This window comes from Pedobacter sp. PACM 27299, assembly GCF_001412655.1.
In the GTDB taxonomy this organism is placed as follows: domain Bacteria; phylum Bacteroidota; class Bacteroidia; order Sphingobacteriales; family Sphingobacteriaceae; genus Pedobacter.
On the sequence record NZ_CP012996.1, the window covers coordinates 2,995,793 to 3,012,783 of the forward strand.

At 40.4% G+C, this 16,991-nt stretch carries 13 protein-coding genes; 12 read left to right on the forward strand and 1 reads right to left on the reverse strand.

Annotated features, from left to right (window positions below):
- The 8 genes from AQ505_RS12555 to AQ505_RS12590 all read left to right on the forward strand — a co-directional run bounded on the left by AQ505_RS12555 (position 1) and on the right by AQ505_RS12590 (position 9,015).
- On the forward strand, positions 1 to 2,361 hold the full coding sequence (locus tag AQ505_RS12555; protein WP_062548499.1) for a phosphoketolase family protein: 2,361 nt from the start codon (positions 1 to 3) through the stop codon (positions 2,359 to 2,361).
- The gene (locus AQ505_RS12560; protein ID WP_062548500.1) at positions 2,346 to 5,045 is read left to right on the forward strand and encodes a cation-translocating P-type ATPase; all 2,700 of its coding nucleotides are present in this window, start codon (positions 2,346 to 2,348) and stop codon (positions 5,043 to 5,045) included. Before AQ505_RS12555 ends, AQ505_RS12560 begins: the two co-directional genes overlap by 16 nt.
- 110 nt (positions 5,046 to 5,155) lie before the next feature.
- Positions 5,156 to 5,392, forward strand: a complete 237-nt coding sequence (locus AQ505_RS12565; protein WP_062548501.1) for a hypothetical protein — start codon at positions 5,156 to 5,158, stop codon at positions 5,390 to 5,392.
- 48 nt (positions 5,393 to 5,440) lie between these two features.
- Complete coding sequence (locus tag AQ505_RS12570) at positions 5,441 to 5,662, forward strand: SHOCT domain-containing protein (protein ID WP_197286372.1); 222 nt, start codon at positions 5,441 to 5,443, stop codon at positions 5,660 to 5,662.
- A gap of 35 nt (positions 5,663 to 5,697) precedes the next feature.
- Positions 5,698 to 7,080 (forward strand): NAD-dependent succinate-semialdehyde dehydrogenase, encoded by a 1,383-nt coding sequence (locus AQ505_RS12575; protein ID WP_062548503.1) that lies wholly within the window; start codon positions 5,698 to 5,700, stop codon positions 7,078 to 7,080.
- A 12-nt stretch (positions 7,081 to 7,092) separates the two neighbouring features.
- Positions 7,093 to 7,827 (forward strand): YoaK family protein, encoded by a 735-nt coding sequence (locus AQ505_RS12580; protein WP_062548504.1) that lies wholly within the window; start codon positions 7,093 to 7,095, stop codon positions 7,825 to 7,827.
- Between the two features lie 118 nt (positions 7,828 to 7,945).
- On the forward strand, positions 7,946 to 8,368 hold the full coding sequence (locus AQ505_RS12585; protein WP_062548505.1) for an Hsp20/alpha crystallin family protein: 423 nt from the start codon (positions 7,946 to 7,948) through the stop codon (positions 8,366 to 8,368).
- A gap of 44 nt (positions 8,369 to 8,412) precedes the next feature.
- Positions 8,413 to 9,015: a 2,3-bisphosphoglycerate-dependent phosphoglycerate mutase gene (locus tag AQ505_RS12590; RefSeq protein WP_062548506.1), complete on the forward strand. Its 603-nt coding sequence runs from the start codon at positions 8,413 to 8,415 to the stop codon at positions 9,013 to 9,015.
- 61 nt (positions 9,016 to 9,076) lie between these two features.
- Here the strand turns inward: AQ505_RS12590 and AQ505_RS12595 are convergent, their stop codons facing one another.
- The gene (locus tag AQ505_RS12595; RefSeq protein WP_157262337.1) at positions 9,077 to 9,598 is read right to left on the reverse strand and encodes a YciE/YciF ferroxidase family protein; all 522 of its coding nucleotides are present in this window, start codon (positions 9,596 to 9,598) and stop codon (positions 9,077 to 9,079) included.
- A gap of 36 nt (positions 9,599 to 9,634) precedes the next feature.
- On the opposite strand from AQ505_RS12595, the gene AQ505_RS12600 reads away from it, so the two are divergent.
- The 4 genes from AQ505_RS12600 (at position 9,635) to AQ505_RS12615 (ending at position 16,979) form a co-directional block, all read left to right on the forward strand.
- Entirely contained in the window at positions 9,635 to 10,603 is a 969-nt protein-coding gene (locus AQ505_RS12600; RefSeq protein ID WP_157262339.1) for a universal stress protein, read from the forward strand.
- A 143-nt stretch (positions 10,604 to 10,746) separates the two neighbouring features.
- Entirely contained in the window at positions 10,747 to 14,286 is a 3,540-nt protein-coding gene (locus AQ505_RS12605) for a chemotaxis protein CheB (RefSeq protein WP_062548509.1), read from the forward strand.
- 25 nt (positions 14,287 to 14,311) lie between these two features.
- Positions 14,312 to 16,285, forward strand: coding sequence for a PAS domain-containing protein (locus tag AQ505_RS12610; protein WP_062548510.1), 1,974 nt, complete (start codon positions 14,312 to 14,314; stop codon positions 16,283 to 16,285).
- Positions 16,286 to 16,355: 70 nt separating this feature from the next.
- Entirely contained in the window at positions 16,356 to 16,979 is a 624-nt protein-coding gene (locus tag AQ505_RS12615) for an ATP-binding response regulator (protein WP_231635089.1), read from the forward strand.
- Positions 16,980 to 16,991: the final 12 nt, after the last annotated feature.

Below are 16,991 nucleotides of genomic sequence, written 5' to 3' on the forward strand. Positions count from 1 at the left end.
ATGAATACGCTATCAGAGCAGCATATTGAAAGAATACATTCCTATTGGCAGGCCGTTAATTACCTCTCCGCCGGACAGATCTATTTACAGTCTAACCCATTGTTGAAAAAAACACTGACCGCTGAAGATATCAAACCACGGCTATTGGGCCATTGGGGAACTTCTCCAGGTTTAAATCTGATATATGTTCATTTGAACAGGCTGATTAAACAGACCAATGCCGACGTGCTTTATGTTTGCGGACCTGGTCATGGTGCACCGGCAGTGGTAGCACATACTTATCTGGAAGGAACTTATTCCGAGGTTTTCCCCTCTGTTAGTCAGGATGAAGCGGGAATGCTGAAGTTATTCAGGCAATTTTCTACGCCCGGTGGGATACCAAGCCATGTAAGTGCCCATACTCCGGGCTCCATCCATGAAGGAGGGGAATTGGGATATTCTCTGATGCATGCTTTTGGGGCTGTGTATGATTATCCAAATTTACTGGCAGTATGCGTAGTTGGTGATGGTGAGGCAGAGACGGGGCCATTGGCTGCGAGCTGGAATTCAAAGGCTTTCCTTAATCCAGTTAGAGATGGTGCAGTTTTGCCCATTTTACACTTGAATGGTTATAAAATATCAGGGCCCACTGTACTTGCCCGTATGAATCATCAATCTTTAAAAGAATTGTTTAGTGGATATGGATATGAAGTGTACTTTGTAGAAGGAGATGATCCAATGAAGGTACATCGCCAGATGGCATCAACGCTTGATGTAGCCTACCAGAAAATTAAGATCATACAGACGAATGCCCGAGAACGTGGAATCATCCATGACTTTAAATGGCCAATGATCATCTTAAGGACGCCAAAAGGTTGGACAGGTCCCAAATCATGGAAAGGGGTTCCTATTGAAGGTACATTCAGGGCACATCAGGTTCCCTTGGCAGGAGTGAAAGAGGATCCGGAAAAATTAAAGATGCTGGAAGACTGGATGCTTAGTTATGAACCTGAAAAGTTATTTACGGCTGAGGGAAACCTGATTCCTGAACTGGCGGAACTGGCCCCTGTAGGCCATAAACGAATGAGCGCATCACGATACGCAAATGGTGGATTGTTGCTTCAGGAACTAATATTGCCGGATTTTAAAGATTATGCTGTTGTTTTAAAAGCACCCGCCGAATTTGAGGCAGAAAGTACGCGTAATTTGGGCAAGTACCTTCGTGATGTCATCAAGCTAAATGATAAGCATAACAACTTCCGTTTGTTCTGCCCGGACGAAACCAGCTCAAATCGTTTGGAAGCTGTATTTGAGGCCACCAGCCGATGTTTTATGGAGAAGACAATCCCGATTGATGATAAACTTGCTCCGGATGGGCGTGTAATGGAAGTTTTAAGTGAACACTTATGTGAAGGATGGCTTGAAGGATATATCCTGACCGGCAGACATGGACTCTTTCCGTGTTACGAGGCATTTGTCACAATAGTTGACTCCATGGTCAGCCAGCATGCCAAATGGCTGAAAACTGCTGCTGAACTTTCGTGGCGAAAACCTATAGCTTCCTTAAATTATTTACTGACTTCCCACGTTTGGAGACAAGACAATAATGGCTACAGTCATCAGGGGCCCGGTTTTATTGATACCGTTGCTAATAAAAAGAGCACGGTTATCAGAATCTATTTTCCACCTGATGCAAATACGTTGCTTTCTGTCATGGATCACTGCCTGCGTAGCAAGAACTACGTAAATGTAGTCATTGCCGGTAAACAGCCAGAACTTCAGTGGTTAAGTATGGATGAGGCAATTGAACACTGTGCTCAGGGTGCATCCAACTGGGAATGGGCCGGTAATGAAAAAGGTAATTTTCCTGATGTCATCTTGGGCTGCGCGGGTGACGTTCCAACCCTTGAGGCGATCGCGGCAGTTTCCATCTTAAATGAACATTTGCCAGAACTTAAAGTACGTTTGGTGAATGTGGTAGATTTAATGGCCTTGTCGCCAGTGGCCTATCATACACATGGGATGAGTAAGGAACAGTTTAAACTACTTTTTACAGATAGTGCACCGGTTATATTTGCTTTTCATGGTTATGTACGCATTATCCATGATCTTGTTCACGGCAGACCAGATCCTGCACGGTTTCATGTGCGGGGATTTATGGAAGAGGGCACAACAACAACTCCTTTTGACATGGTCGTATTGAACCAGATGAGTCGCTATCATTTGGCGATGGAAGCAGTGAGGAGAGTACCTGCAATGCAGGACAAAGTAAATGCTTTCGTTCGCTTCTGTGAAGCAAAGCTGGCCGAACATAGCGCATACATCTGTAAGTATTTAGATGACATGCCTGAAATCAAAAACTGGAAATGGAAAATGAAATAACCTATCCCCTGGAAAGAAGTTATTCGCTAAGTGTCGCTGAGGTGTGCAAAGCGCTAAACACCGATGAGACATCAGGGATTACACATGCAGAAGCCGAAAAACGAGCTTTGAAATTTGGGTTAAATATTTATCAAAGCCAAAAAAAGAAAAGCATCTGGATGATGCTTATCGGACAGTTTAGCAGCCCAATTGTGTATTTGTTATTTGTCGCTGCCTTCGCATCTATGTATTTTGGAAATGCGATAGAAGCTATTTCTATCCTGGTGGTTATTTTTCTGAATGCGCTCATTGGTTTTTTTATGGAGTTGCAGGCCCGGACGTCGATGCGTGCATTAAAAAAAATGGATCAGGTCTTTTCCAAAGTGATCCGGCATGGGAAGACCAAAGAGTTACCAGCAGAACAAATCCTTCCAGGAGATCTGATGGTGCTGGAAGCGGGGGATATGATCCCGGCCGATGGGCGGATCGTTCAGTTCAATCAATTACAATGTGATGAATCTCCGCTTACTGGTGAATCTTTTCCTGCACTGAAGCAACTTGAAGCGATAAATGGAGCAGTTGAACTGGCAGATAGGGTCAACATGGTATTTAAGGGGACCGCTGTAATGAATGGCAATGCTAAAGTGGTCGTTACCGGCACTGGAGAAAATACCGAGTTAGGAAAAATTACCTCGATGGTGGATCGCCCACAGGTGACCACTACACCACTGGATTTGAAAATTAATAAGTTAACTAAAAAGTTGATATGGATTACTTTGGTGATGACGGGGCTATTTTCTCTTTCGGCGGTGCTGGAAGGAAAGTCCTGGTTATTGATTCTTGAAACTTCAATTGCCCTGGCGGTAGCCGCTTTTCCTGAAGGACTACCTATCGTTGCCACCGTTGCTTTGGCCTATGGGATGTTGCTCATGGCCAGAAAAAATGCGATTGTTAAGAAATTGTCTGCAGTGGAGACGCTTGGTGGGGTAAATGTGATCTTCACGGATAAAACAGGCACTTTGACAGAAAATAAGATTTACGTGGAACTACTTGGCTTTCCGGATGAAGTTTTGCAGGTAGCTATTGAAAAAGGAGTGTTGAAATATTTGAGCGGTTCAAGGCAAAGCGGCGGGGAGAATTTTGAAAAGCTTATCCTGATCGGAACTTTATGCAACGATGCATCGTTGGAAGATAAAGACAGTGGGAAAAAGGCGGTCGGAGACCCGGTGGAGGTGGCCTTGCTTCATTTGACGCAAGCTTCAGGTGTCTCTCCAGCGCAACTGACCACTGCATATCCCAGACTTGCTGAAACGCCTTTTAGTGCCGAAACTAAAATGATGGCGACATTAAATCAGCATGAAGGTTTGGATTTTGTTGCTGCTAAAGGTGCGGTTGAAAGCATACTCGATAAATGCACGCAGATTCAAGTCGGTAAGGAGAATCTACCGTTAACCAAGGCTCAACGAACAAGCATCATTTCAGCCGCTGAAAAGATTTCGGCTGATGGGCTGCGTGTATTGGCTTTTGGATATAGAGAGGCTCCAAAAATCTCAAAGGAGGATTATTTGGAGGATTTGATATATGTAGGTATGGTCGGGTTTTTGGATCCACCAAGGTTAGCTGTTAAGGGTGCTATTGCGACCTGCCGGACAGCTGGAATTAAAACGGTGATGATTACGGGAGATCATCCCATGACTGCATTGAATATTGCGATGAAAACCGGTATCGCCTCTAAGGATGATCAGGAAGTCATTAAGGGAAGTGAATTGCCAGATATGAAATCACTTAGCAAACAATGGCACAAGAGAATTCTTTCCGCAGTGGTTTTTGCCAGAACTACGCCCAGGCAAAAACTGGAAATCGTAGAAGTGTATCAAAAAGCGGGGTATCTGGTTGCGATGACTGGAGATGGGGTAAATGATGCGCCCGCACTTAAACAAGCGGATATTGGAATTGCGATGGGATTAAGGGGCACTCAGGTTGCGAAGGAAACGGCGAGCATTGTGTTGAAAGATGATTCTTTTGTTTCCATAGCAAGGGCGGTTGCCCATGGCAGGGAGATATTTCAGAACATACAACGCTTTGTAATTTATCTCGTTTCCTGTAACCTGAGTGAGATTTTTATTGTTACACTTTTAGGTTTTCTGGCACCTCAAACCATATTACTTCCATTACAGATTCTTTTTTTGAATATGGTCACTGATGTCTTTCCTGCACTTGCGTTAGGTCTTGGAAAGGGAGATCCGACAGTGATGGAGAAATCACCAAGAGATCCAAAACTAGATATCATCTCGAATAAAAACTGGCTGATGATCGTGCTGTATGCAACGCTGATCACTGGATCGGTAGTCTTGGCGGTATTCTATTGCCGTGCATTTGTATCCAATGATCCTAAGGTGCTTAACAATATTGCTTTTATTACGCTGGCCTTTGCTCAGCTCTTTCACGTTTTTAATATGTCTTCTAATCACTCTGGAATATGGTCGAACGAGGTTACTAAAAACAGGTTTGTATGGCTGGCACTGTTGTTATGCTTCTTCCTGGTGTTTTTGGTTTACTTGTTTCCACAGACGCGTGTTGCACTCGATTTATCTATATTTCCTATTGATGCATGGATGGTAGCCATTCTGGCCAGTTTGCTCCCTTTGGTTGTAGTTCAGATTTATAAGATCATTTGGGGAAAGAGAAAAAGTACTTCCCGTTAAGGATGGACTGATCTGATGACGAGTGTCTTATGTGGAGATGATTCACATCATTTCCGATGCCCCCAATTACATAGACCTTTAGACTTTATCTATCTAAAATAGCTATCAATATGAATGACTTCAGTGAAAATCAAAACGCTTTGTTCGAGAATTTCGGAATAGCTCCTTATGAAGAACAGATGCTACGGTCTGATGAAAAGTTTAGTATATGGAAAAGTAAAACTTTCTCTGAAAGACAATCTATTTTTAAAAAGGTGAGTACGCTTAGCCGGTATTCTGAAGATCTATTGTCTAATTGGGTTAGTGAGCAGATGGATATTTTATTGGCCAAAAGTGTAATGGGCTGAATGAAGTCTTCGCTTTGGGCTGTGGTGAAATAACAATTAAATAAAATTATGTTTTATACGAATCATTTTTTTGGAATGGACATCATATGGTGGTTCATTTGGTTAGTCATGCTGGTCTGGATATTTCTTGTGCCATATGATATTCCGGGCCAACGGAATAAAAAAGAGCTGCCACTGGATATTTTGCAGAAAAGATTTGCAAGAGGCGCAATTGATCTTAAGGAGTATCAGCGAAATAAAGCTGTTCTGGAAAATGATGCTACTCACTAGCAATAGTTATACAATTAAAATAAATAATCCACATTATGGCTATACAAACCATTAATCCTTTTAATAATGAACTTATTAAAAGTTTTCAGGAAATGTCTCCGGAATTGGTGGCAGTGGAAATTTCTATCGCTGATGAAACATTCCAAAGCTGGCGTAAAACCAGTTATGCACAGCGGGCAGAACTTTTACATGGTGTCGCAAAATTGATGCGTGAACAAAAAGACCAGCTATCTAAATTGATCACATTGGAGATGGGTAAGTTACTTGCTCAAAGCTATGGGGAGATTGAACTCAGCGCTGATATTATAGATTATTACGCTACAAATGGGGAAGCTTTTCTAAGTGACCAAAAGTTGGAAACTGAATTTGGTGAAGCTTATATTAAGAGTACTCCAATTGGAGTACTGCTTGGCGTTGAACCCTGGAATTTTCCTTTTTATCAGGTCGCTCGTTTTGCTGCACCTAACATTATGGCAGGTAATGTCGTGTTAGTTAAGCATGCTTCGAATGTTCCTCAATGCGCATTGGCAATTCAGGAGTTGTTTGCACAGGCTGGGGCACCCAAGGGTTTATATACCAATTTATTTGTCAGTGGAAGCCGTATAGATGACGTGGTGGCAGATCCCCGGATCAAAGGTGTTGCCCTTACCGGAAGTGAAATTGCTGGCGCAAGTATAGCCGCTGCTGCTGGGAAATTTCTAAAGAAGTCGGTGCTTGAACTCGGTGGCAGCGACGCTTTTATTGTTTTGGAAGACGCTGATCTGGATAAGGCCGTTGACTGGGCTGTTGTTGGACGGATGAATAATACCGGCCAATGCTGTGTGGCATCTAAGCGGATTATTGTTCTGGAAGCAGTTGCTGATGAGTTTTTGGATAAATTCAAGGCCAAACTGGGTGGCCTGAAAGTTGGAGATCCAATGGATGAAGAAACAGAACTGGGACCGTTAAGCTCAGAAGGAGCCGTTATACAGTTAATAGAACAAGTACAGCGAAGTGTCAGGGCTGGTGCAAAGGTATTGCTGGGTGGTAAACTAATTAATCGAAAAGGTGCATTTATTGAGGCTACCATTTTAGGTGATGTTAAACCTGGAATGGCAGCATATCATGAGGAATTATTCGGTCCAGTTGCTTCGTTTTACAGGGTGAACAATGAGCAGGAGGCGATTGATCTGGCCAATGACTCGCCTTTTGGATTGGGTGGGAGTATCTTTACCAATGATATAGAACGGGGAAAGCGTTTGGCCGAACAGATTGACACCGGTATGGTATTTATCAACCATCCAACCTGGACTCAGCCTGACTTGCCTTTTGGTGGGACTAAAGGGTCAGGATATGGAAGGGAGTTGTCTAGTCTTGGTATACAGGAATTTGTTAATAAGAAGTTGATTCGGGTCAGCAAATTAACAGACCCTTTTTAGTCGTCCGCTGAGATGCTTAGACATTTTGGGACTAAAAGAACTTATAAGCATAACCTTTGGGTAGCTGTTTTATTAAGTTTTGTGGCCGGATTTGTGAATGCAGCTGGATTTTTAGGATTCTTTGCCTTAACTACAAACGTAACCGGTCATGCGGCATTATTTGCTGAACAGATCGCATCGCGAGATTGGAACAATGCAGGAACGATTGCTATCTGGATGTTATTGTTTCTTATCGGGGCATGGTGTTCAAGTTTGATTGTTACCAGGATTGGTCATCATGAACGGTTTTCTTTTGCAATTCCTATTTTTATAGAATTGGTCATTTTGATATTTTGTGCCATTTATGGGAGCAGTAATGATTTGTTTTTTCCTAAAAATTTTTTCGTTGGCTGCCTTCTTTTTGCTATGGGTTTGCAAAACGCTTTGGTTTCTGTGATCTCCGGATCAGTGGTACGTACAACTCATTTAACCGGAACTTTTACTGATCTTGGAATTGAGTTAGCCCAATTAAAATTGGGTAATCCAGAAGGACAACAGGAGCTGGTTTCTAAAATCAAATTACGTTTGTCAATCATACTTTTCTTTATGATTGGAGCACTGTCAGGTGCTTATTTGTTTCGTTACCTAAACTTCATGGCTTTTTTACTTCCATGCTTTGTTTTGTGTTTTACTTTGTTTTTTGATATTTTTCGTTTGCGTGTTAAGCGGTATTATACTAACCTAATACATCATATAAAGGAAAAATAATAACCCCTCTAAACTAAACGTCTCATTGAAATTGATGAGCATCATGCGAATCACGTATACAAATCATCTGTAATTGTTTAAGGGAATCCGACCTTTAAGGTACATAAACTCTAATGATATGACCAACTTAAAAAAAAGTGAAACGTTATCGAAAGTAGCTTTGATGACCGATAATTTCTGGTATACCGAGACTTTTGCCAGTTCTGATGAGCCTAAATATGCTGTAAACATACAGGATAATATTGGAAGGTATAAGCTTGAGGTTTCAGCTCCCGGCTTTAAAAAGAATGACTTCAAGATTACTACTGATAATGGGATGTTGACAGTTACTGCAGAGTCAAGCAGGGCAGAAAAGGAGAGTGACGAAAACTATATCCGCAAGGAGTTCTCCCATTCCTCATTTACAGGATCCTTTCGCCTCCCTGAAAATGTTCTTGAAGATCATATTTCTGCGAAATACCACAATGGGCTATTTACAATTAATTTAAAAAAATCAGATAAGGGTGTACTGCTTAAAAAAAGACAGATTAAAATACATTAGCTATTTAGTTAAAGTATTTAGGCCGTCAAGATTTTAACTAAGCTATGTCTAAACTTATTTTATTGCGTCATGGTCAGTCGCTATGGAACCTGGAGAACAGATTTACCGGCGAAATGGATATTGACTTAACAGATCAAGGGGAACAGGAGGCAGCAAGTGCAGGAATCCTATTGAAGGATTTCTGCATTAATGTTGCTTTCACTTCGGTACTTAAAAGGGCAATCCATACGCTTGAAATTGTTCTTAAAGAAATTGAAGGTGCGGTTCCAGTTGTAAGGTCATCGGCACTGAATGAAAGAAACTATGGGGACCTGCAAGGACTTAACAAGTCAGATGTCACAAAAATATACGGTATTGCAAAAGTGCTCTTGTGGAGAAGAAGCTTTAGGACAAGACCCCCTGGGGGTGAAAGTCTGAAGGATACTTTTGAGCGTGTTGTGCCCTTTTATCAGAAGGAGATTTTGCCATTGTTAAAGCAGGGTAAAACTATTCTGATCGTTGCGCATGGCAATAGTCTGAGAGCATTGACGATGTACCTGGAGAATCTGAGTGAACCGGAAGTTTCAATGCTGAACATCGCCACAGGAATTCCTCGTGTTTATGATTTCTCGGTTGATATGCATCTGACGGGGACAGTTTACCTCTAAACCTAAGAAAATAAAAAAACACCTTTGGATTTTTCTCAAAGGTGTTTTTTAAAATAAATGCTTATTGTGTCAGGTTCAAAGGAGTCATTGCATTAGTGTTGATTTCATAACTGGCAAGTTGCGTTAGCTCGTCATCTATGTGTTTTTCGTTGACTTCAGATTCATAAAAGACATTAGCGAATTCCGAAAGCCCTATTAGTTTAGCAAATGCTGCCGCTGTTCCATAACTGCTGATCTTAAAATGGCATATGGATTGGATCCCGGCAAGTATGCAGGCATCCTTGATTTCAGGATTTTTGCAGGCTTCCAGTTTCTCGTCGATAGACTTGATGAAAGCCAACATGATCGTGTTTGTCCTGGTGACCGAAAGAATCTTTTCCTGTTCAAGAAAAGTATCCATCCTTTGTAGGTGCTGACTGGTAAAACTGATGTATTTTTTTAAGATCATCTTAAGTTGCATGGAACTGGCAATGTTTGCCCATTCGAGGAGTTTTCTTTTCAATTCAATTTCTGCACTTGAAAAATGTGAGGTGTTCAGATCGAGTAGATCCTGAAGATTATTGATACTTAGTTTTGCTTCCATTTCTTGTTTTTTTAAGATAGCTAAAGCTAAGTCGATTTGTTCTTCTCGATGATGATGATGGTCATCAGAACTGATGTTCCTGCGCAAGGATATACCAATTCCTATTGCTCAACTTTACAAAACAATGAAGAGGATATGAAACACCTATTGGTACTTACTGATTTTTCCAAGCCCGCAAAACATGCGGCAGCTTATGCTTATAGCCTGGCTAAGCAAATACAAGCGAACATCATACTATGTAATGTGGTTATCGTTCCGGCAGAGGTTCCTCAGGCGGGGCTTATAGTTTGGCCTCTGGAAGAATCTGATGTGCTTTTAAAGGAAAGTGAAGTAGAATTAAAGAAGCTAAAGATGCAATTGGAAAAAATGGGCGATGACCAGATTCCCAATTCTGAGATCAGCTTGAGAAGTGATCCGGGAATTCTACTGGATGTGGTAAGGGACATATCTGCCCAAGCCAAGATCGATTTTGTAATTATGGCTACACATGGTGCAGGTTTTAGTGGACTGCTAATGGGAAATCATAGCAGAAGTTTGATTGATGATATTGGTGCGCCACTCTTTATTATTCCAGCAATGGCTAAAATTTCCCCAATCCGAAAGATTGCTTTTGCCACTGATTTTGAAGATCCCGATAACGAAATGAGATTTATCCAGGAGCTGATTGTATTCGCCTCTTTACTCAAAGCGGAGATATTTATTACGCATGTATATAAAGAGAATGAGGCTAGTCCAGAATTTTATAAGTCTGTTCAGCAAATTATGCTGAATATTTCCTGTGAAAATGATTATCCAAAAATTTATTATAAGGCTATTAAAAATGTGAATAAAAAACAAGGATTGGATTGGTTAATGGTTCATGGTGACATGGATCTGCTAGTTATGGTTCACCATGCTCAAGGTTTCTTAGATAGAATGATTCGGGGAAGTCTGACTCAACAACTGGCAGGGGTACTGACAATTCCGTTACTCGTGTTCAAGACTCCAGCGCCTGAGTTAATTTAAAAATTAACCCTACCTTTAAGTAGATATATCTTTCTGAAGCATTTTCTTCTTTTGACCGTCAGTTATTCCGCTGAGGTTTTTGAATAAACATCACAAATATCCTAATCCATGAAAAAAATAATGTTTTCTAACCTTGTGAGGTTATGAATGAACCTGAATATATTATTGCGATTGGCGCTTCTGCCGGTGGTCTGGAAGAGATCAATTCTTTCTTTGATCATACGCCATTAGATGGAGTGTCCTATATTGTTGTTCAACATCTTTCAGCTTCTTTTAAAAGCAGAATGGTTGAAGTCCTGGCCAAACACAGTAAACTGGTTGTAGAAGAAGCTACTGAAGGGAAGCTTGTGGAATGCAACCAGGTTTACCTTATTCCACACGATAAATACATGACCATTGAAAATAACAGGTTGTATTTGAGAGGTAAGGAGGAGATAAGAGGCTCACACCTGACCATAAATATATTTTTTAAGTCTTTAGCTGCTGATTGCGGTAAAAAGGCAATTGGCATTATTCTTTCCGGTTTAGGAAGCGATGGATCTGAGGGGCTTGTTGCAATAAAAAATGCGGGTGGAATGGTTATGGCCCGAAATCCGGAAACTTCTAGCTTTCCCAGTATGCCTTCTAAGGCCATCGCTACCGGGATGGTCGATTTTGTACTGGAACCTGCAGCAATGCCAGGTGCAATTGAAGATTATGTAAAACACGAGGGATTTTTACAAACCGAGAGTGATAATGACGAAGTAAGTCTTAAGGAGATCGTAGAACTGATCAGGCAGCAAACTCCACTTGATTTCTCCGACTATAAATCCTCTACCATATTAAGGCGTACCAAAAGGAGAGCAGCCTATCATGATTTTAATAGCCTGGTAAAATACCTGGCATTTTTAAAGTCCTCCCCGGAAGAAATTGAAGCATTATCAAAAGACTTTTTGATTAGTGTGACTTCTTTTTTTAGGGATAAGGAAGCTTTTGAGTACATACGGCACAATATCCTACCGGGTATACTGAAAAATCTAAAACCTAAAGAGGAACTGAAAATTTGGGTAGCAGGTTGTGCAACTGGAGAGGAGGTGTATTCACTGGCCATTATTATTGCCGAACAAATGACCGGGGAGTTAGCGCACATCGCAGTAAAGATATTTGCTACTGATATTGATGGTGCTGCATTGGTTCATGCTGGGAAGGGTGTTTATCCTCACGATATTGTTAAGGATGTATCAGCTGAACGATTAAAAAAATACTTTCTGAAGGAGGATAATCACTACAGGATCAAGCCAAACCTGCGTAAGATGGCGATTTTTGCGCAACATGATCTGGTTAAAAATCCACCATATTGTAACATGCACTTTATCAGTTGCCGTAATCTGTTGATTTATATGGCACCAGTACTGCAAAAGAAGATATTCAGCATGTTGCTGTTTGGCCTAAAGATGGACGGTTATTTGTTTCTGGGATCAAGTGAAAATCCGATGCCAATCATCCAGAATCTTGAAGTAGTAAATAAACAATATAAGCTGTACAGGAATATCAAGTCAAAAAGGATCGTGAGTTTTGATGCTTTTTCAATGCCAGATTCCATGGACCTGAGAAGCAAATCTACTTATGCCGTTAATGAGGAAGTTATTAATGATCCGCTACAGTCGATTACGGAAATGATGCACGCCAAACTTGCTGATCAGCAGGATTACCTGGTCGTATGTGTAGATGAAAATAAAGAAGTGATTAAGTGTTATGGAGATACAAGCAAATATTTGCTTCCAAAACTTTTTACGTCCAATCTGGAGGAACTATTGCCCAAGAAATTGGGAATGGTGTTCAATACGCTAAGTAGTATTGTGTTAAAAACAAATGAAATGGCCCATTTAAACAGTATAAAGATAAAAATCGCCAATTCACTTGTAAATGTGAATCTGGTGGTGAGTCCGCTGCTGGGCAAAAGAAAGGACCAGCGGCTTTTAATGGTCACTTTTACAGGTAAAGTGGTTAAAACTTCGAAAAAGGAAATTCTGGATTTTGATGAGGCAGTCTTCCATGATCAGTATACGCTTAATCTGGAACAGGAATTAAATGAAGTAAAGGAGAAACTAAGTGCTGCTTACGAGCAACTGGATGCTTCCAATGAAAATATGCAGTCCTTTAATGAAGAAATGATTTCTGCTAATGAAGAAATGCAAAGTACCAATGAAGAGATGCAGTCTGTAAACGAAGAATTGGATACGATCAATTCGGAGTACCAGCTGAAAAACAAGGAATTGCTGGAAATTAACGATGATCTGAATAATTATTTCAGAAGCAATATCAATGGGCAGTTATTTATAAATAACGATCTGCTTTTAATGAAATTTTCTCCAGGTACAGTGAAACAGATCAATTTGCTGGAAACTGATATCGGCAGGCCGCTGAGCAATATTACTACCAATATCAAGTTTGAAACGCTGATTGAAGACATTAAGCAGGTTTTGAGCAATGGAGTTGTCATCACTAAAGAAATTGAAACCAATAATGGGAAATGGTACCAGGTAATGACCATGCCTTATGTGCGTCAATCGGACCAAAAAAATAGTGGTGCGATCATCACTTTCAACGATATTACTGAATTGAAGAAGGCACAGTTGGAATTGGATATCAGCGGCAAAATGCTTGGAATGAGTATAGACGCTGCTGAATTGGGCACTTTTTCCATTGATGCCGGAACATGGGCATTTCAGACATCTGTGCATTTTAAAGAAATTTTTGGCGTCTATTCAGATCAGGAGCTAAGTTATGAGGCCGCTGTTGCAAGGATTGAGATGGAATACCGGGATAAATTCACCAATGCTATTGAAAATAGCATCAAAAGCGGTGACAAATGCTATTTGGAGTTTCCATTGCGGAATTTTCATGATAACAAGTTGCACTGGGTTAGAATAATAGGAAATCTTTCGCATAGCAATGAGAAGAATCCGACGTACTTTACCGGTGTATTGAAAGACATTACAGTACACAAGCAGGATGAACTTCGAAAAAATGATTTTATTGCAATGGTTAGTCACGACTTAAGGTCACCGCTTACTTCCATCCAGGCTTATATGCAATTGATCACCTTAAAAGTTAAGAACGTGGAAGATACATTTATTCATTCTTCGCTGGCAAGGGTAAATGCATCAATTAAAAAAATGAACAGGATGATCAACGGGTTTCTAACCGTCTCTGGTTCAGAAGAAGGGCAGATTCATTTAGAGCTTGAGACTTTTGAGATGAATAATTTGATAAACGAAATTGTAGAGGAATCACGTTTTATAAATTCAGGAGTTGAGATTGTCTTTACAGCCGGACCAGAACTGAATCTGAAAGCAGACCGCGATAAAATTGGTCAGGTGATTAGTAATCTACTTAACAATGCAATTAAATACTCAATTGATGAAAAGCTTATTGAAGTATCATCACTGGAAATTAATGATGAAGCTCAGGTTTGTGTGAAAGATAGGGGCATAGGCATCAAGTTACGGGACCAGGAGAAATTATTTGATCGTTATTATCGTGTAAAGCGTTTGGATGCTAAATCTATACCTGGATTTGGCTTGGGGCTTTATTTAACGGCTGAAATTATTAAAAGACATGGCGGTAGGGTATGGGTAGAGAGTGAAATTAATCGTGGTTCATCTTTTTTCTTTAATCTGCCTGTTTTGCCCCAAGCTTGAGTCTGAAAGTTTAAACTAAGAATGCATGGCAATTCCAATAGATAATTTTGATCTTTCTACTTTTTTCAAGGAAATACCTTGTGTTGTTTTTAGAATTCATGAATATGAAGGTCGTTTTTCTTTCTTATTTGCCAGCGCTGCAATTGAAAAGGAATTGGAATTGAATCCAATTTTATTGATTAATGATATTGAAATATTGCTGAACCTCTTATCAAAACAGCATAGGGAATCATTTCTAAGTTCATTGGAAAACTCAGTGCGTCAGTCAGTCGCCTGGAATTGGGAAGGTTATTTTAATTTACCTTCAGGTAAAAAGAAGTGGATACAGGGTTTGGGCGAAGTAAGCGGTTCAAGTAAAACTACCATTGATTGTCTTTTTAAGGATATCACGAAAGAAAAGCACACATTTGATATGTTTACTGAAACAGGTAAACTCACTAAAACGGGATCCTGGGAGCTGGATTTACTTACTAATCATCTTTTCTGGTCTGATGAGGTATATATAATTCACGAAATCGAACCGGAAACAGTGCCGGAATTAGATAATGCACTTGGTTTCTACTCTACTGAAGGCAGGGAGATGATCATCAATTTAATCGAAAAGGCGGTAAAAAGTGGAGCGTCCTGGGATGTAGAAGTTTCCTTTGTTACAGCCAGAGGCAATGACAGGTGGGTCAGGACATCAGGGAAAGCTGTGTTCGAAAATGGGATCGCAATTAAACTTTATGGGATCATTCAGGATGTCACAGAAAAGCGTTTGTCTGAAGAAATCCTCAGCGTGATCTTTAAATATTCAACTGATGCTCATTTTTTGTTTGGAACAAAAGGGGTAATTGACTGTAATGATATGGCTATTGGCATGTTGAACTGTAGCAGTAAAGCGGAAGTGCTTGCTAGTCATCCGGCAGACTTTTCTCCTAAGTATCAGCCAGATGGTCGGCTTTCAGCTGAAAAGTCTTTGGAAATGAACAACCTGGCCTACAAAAATGGCTATCATCAATTTGAATGGCTGCATAAGCGTACCAACGGAGAGACTTTTACAGTCTTGGTGACACTAAACCCTGTGAAGATAAATGGTGAAACTGTACTGTTAGCTGTATGGCACGATATTACAGAACAGAAACATCAGACAGAATTAATTAAACTCAACCAGACATTACTTTCCGATACCCAGGAATTGACACATAGTGGAAGTTGGGAGGCTGATCTGGTTACGGGCAAGAACTATTGGTCTGATGAAGCGTTCCGTATTTTCGGATTGATTCCGGAAAAGGAGGGTCCAAATACCTTAAGTTTTGGAAGAATGATCCATCCTGACGATAAGGAAACTTATAAGAGGATAGTTCAACATACAATTGACAATCGGGTTACCTCTGATTTTAATTTGCGTATCATTTTATCTGACGGGCAAGTTAGATATATCCATGCCATAGGTAAGCCTTTTATTAATGAATCTGGAAAAGTGACCAAACTTTACGGTGCCATAATGGACATCACAGCCCAAAAAAATGCGGAGAAGGAGTTGATTTTGGCCAAAGATTTTGCTGAACAAGCTGCTTCTGCGAAATCCCAATTTCTTTCTACCATGAGCCATGAAATCAGAACTCCTATGAATGCGGTAATTGGCTTTACAAATTTACTTTTGCTGAAAGACCCCAATCCTGAGCAATTGGAGTACCTGAAAGTATTAAAATTTTCAGGCGATAATTTATTGGTATTAATCAACGACATTCTTGATTTTAGCAAAATGGAAGAAGGGAGAATAACCTTCGAGCTTATTGATTTCAGTATACCTGAATTGCTGAAAAATATCCGCTTCTCATTATTGGAAAAAGCCAGGGAAAAAGGACTGGAATTAGAGCTGTCCTTAGACGAGCAGTTATCAGAGCCCGTTATGGGTGACCCTGTTCGTCTGGGGCAAATCTTAACCAATCTGATCAACAACGCTATTAAATTCACATCTAAAGGCAAGGTCAGCATCTCTGCTTTTTTTTGTTAGCAGAAACGAGGTTCAAACCATCATTGATTTTGAGGTGACTGATACTGGTATCGGTATACCGAAGGATAAAATGGAATTCATTTTTGAAAGATTTACCCAGGCAAATGCAGATACCAACAGGAAGTATGGTGGAACCGGCCTTGGACTGGCTATTACAAAGAGACTTATTGAACTAATGGGAGGGAGTATAGAGGTAGAAAGTACCCCTGAGATTGGTTCCAGTTTTAAATTCGGTTTGAGCTTTAGAAATGGCAGTAACGAGCCAATTTTAGAACGGAAGACAGTTCCGTTAAAAGCTTTGAAAAATTTAAAGGGAATTAAAGTACTCATGGCCGAGGATAATGAAATTAACGTAATTTTAGTAAAACAGTTCATGAAGCTCTGGCAGGTAGAATGTGATGTTGTAGGAAATGGCTTGCTTGCCTTACAACAGGTACAACTAAAGGACTATGATATGGTCTTTATGGATCTGCAGATGCCACTTATGGATGGATACCAATCTGCAACAGCAATCAGAGCCTTGCCCGGGGACAAATTTAAGAAATTACCAATAATAGCGCTGACTGCTTCCGCTATGTTGGATGTTCAATACAAAGCATTTGATTCTGGTATGAATGATTACATCAGCAAGCCATTCAAGCCAGATGAACTTTACCACAAAATTGAAATTTACGGCTACGTACCGAATGACTAACATCTTAATATT

What these genes read in the sequence shown, in the direction of transcription:
- AQ505_RS12555 (WP_062548499.1), top strand. Translation starts at nt 1, where the DNA reads ATGAATACGCTATCAGAGCAGCATATTGAAAGAATACATTCCTATTGG.
- AQ505_RS12560 (WP_062548500.1), top strand. Translation starts at nt 2,346, where the DNA reads ATGGAAAATGAAATAACCTATCCCCTGGAAAGAAGTTATTCGCTAAGT.
- AQ505_RS12565 (WP_062548501.1), top strand. Translation starts at nt 5,156, where the DNA reads ATGAATGACTTCAGTGAAAATCAAAACGCTTTGTTCGAGAATTTCGGA.
- AQ505_RS12570 (WP_197286372.1), top strand. Translation starts at nt 5,441, where the DNA reads ATGTTTTATACGAATCATTTTTTTGGAATGGACATCATATGGTGGTTC.
- AQ505_RS12575 (WP_062548503.1), top strand. Translation starts at nt 5,698, where the DNA reads ATGGCTATACAAACCATTAATCCTTTTAATAATGAACTTATTAAAAGT.
- AQ505_RS12580 (WP_062548504.1), top strand. Translation starts at nt 7,093, where the DNA reads ATGCTTAGACATTTTGGGACTAAAAGAACTTATAAGCATAACCTTTGG.
- AQ505_RS12585 (WP_062548505.1), top strand. Translation starts at nt 7,946, where the DNA reads ATGACCAACTTAAAAAAAAGTGAAACGTTATCGAAAGTAGCTTTGATG.
- AQ505_RS12590 (WP_062548506.1), top strand. Translation starts at nt 8,413, where the DNA reads ATGTCTAAACTTATTTTATTGCGTCATGGTCAGTCGCTATGGAACCTG.
- AQ505_RS12595 (WP_157262337.1), bottom strand. Translation starts at nt 9,598, where the DNA reads ATGGAAGCAAAACTAAGTATCAATAATCTTCAGGATCTACTCGATCTG.
- AQ505_RS12605 (WP_062548509.1), top strand. Translation starts at nt 10,747, where the DNA reads ATGAATGAACCTGAATATATTATTGCGATTGGCGCTTCTGCCGGTGGT.
- AQ505_RS12610 (WP_062548510.1), top strand. Translation starts at nt 14,312, where the DNA reads ATGGCAATTCCAATAGATAATTTTGATCTTTCTACTTTTTTCAAGGAA.
- AQ505_RS12615 (WP_231635089.1), top strand. Translation starts at nt 16,356, where the DNA reads ATGGAATTCATTTTTGAAAGATTTACCCAGGCAAATGCAGATACCAAC.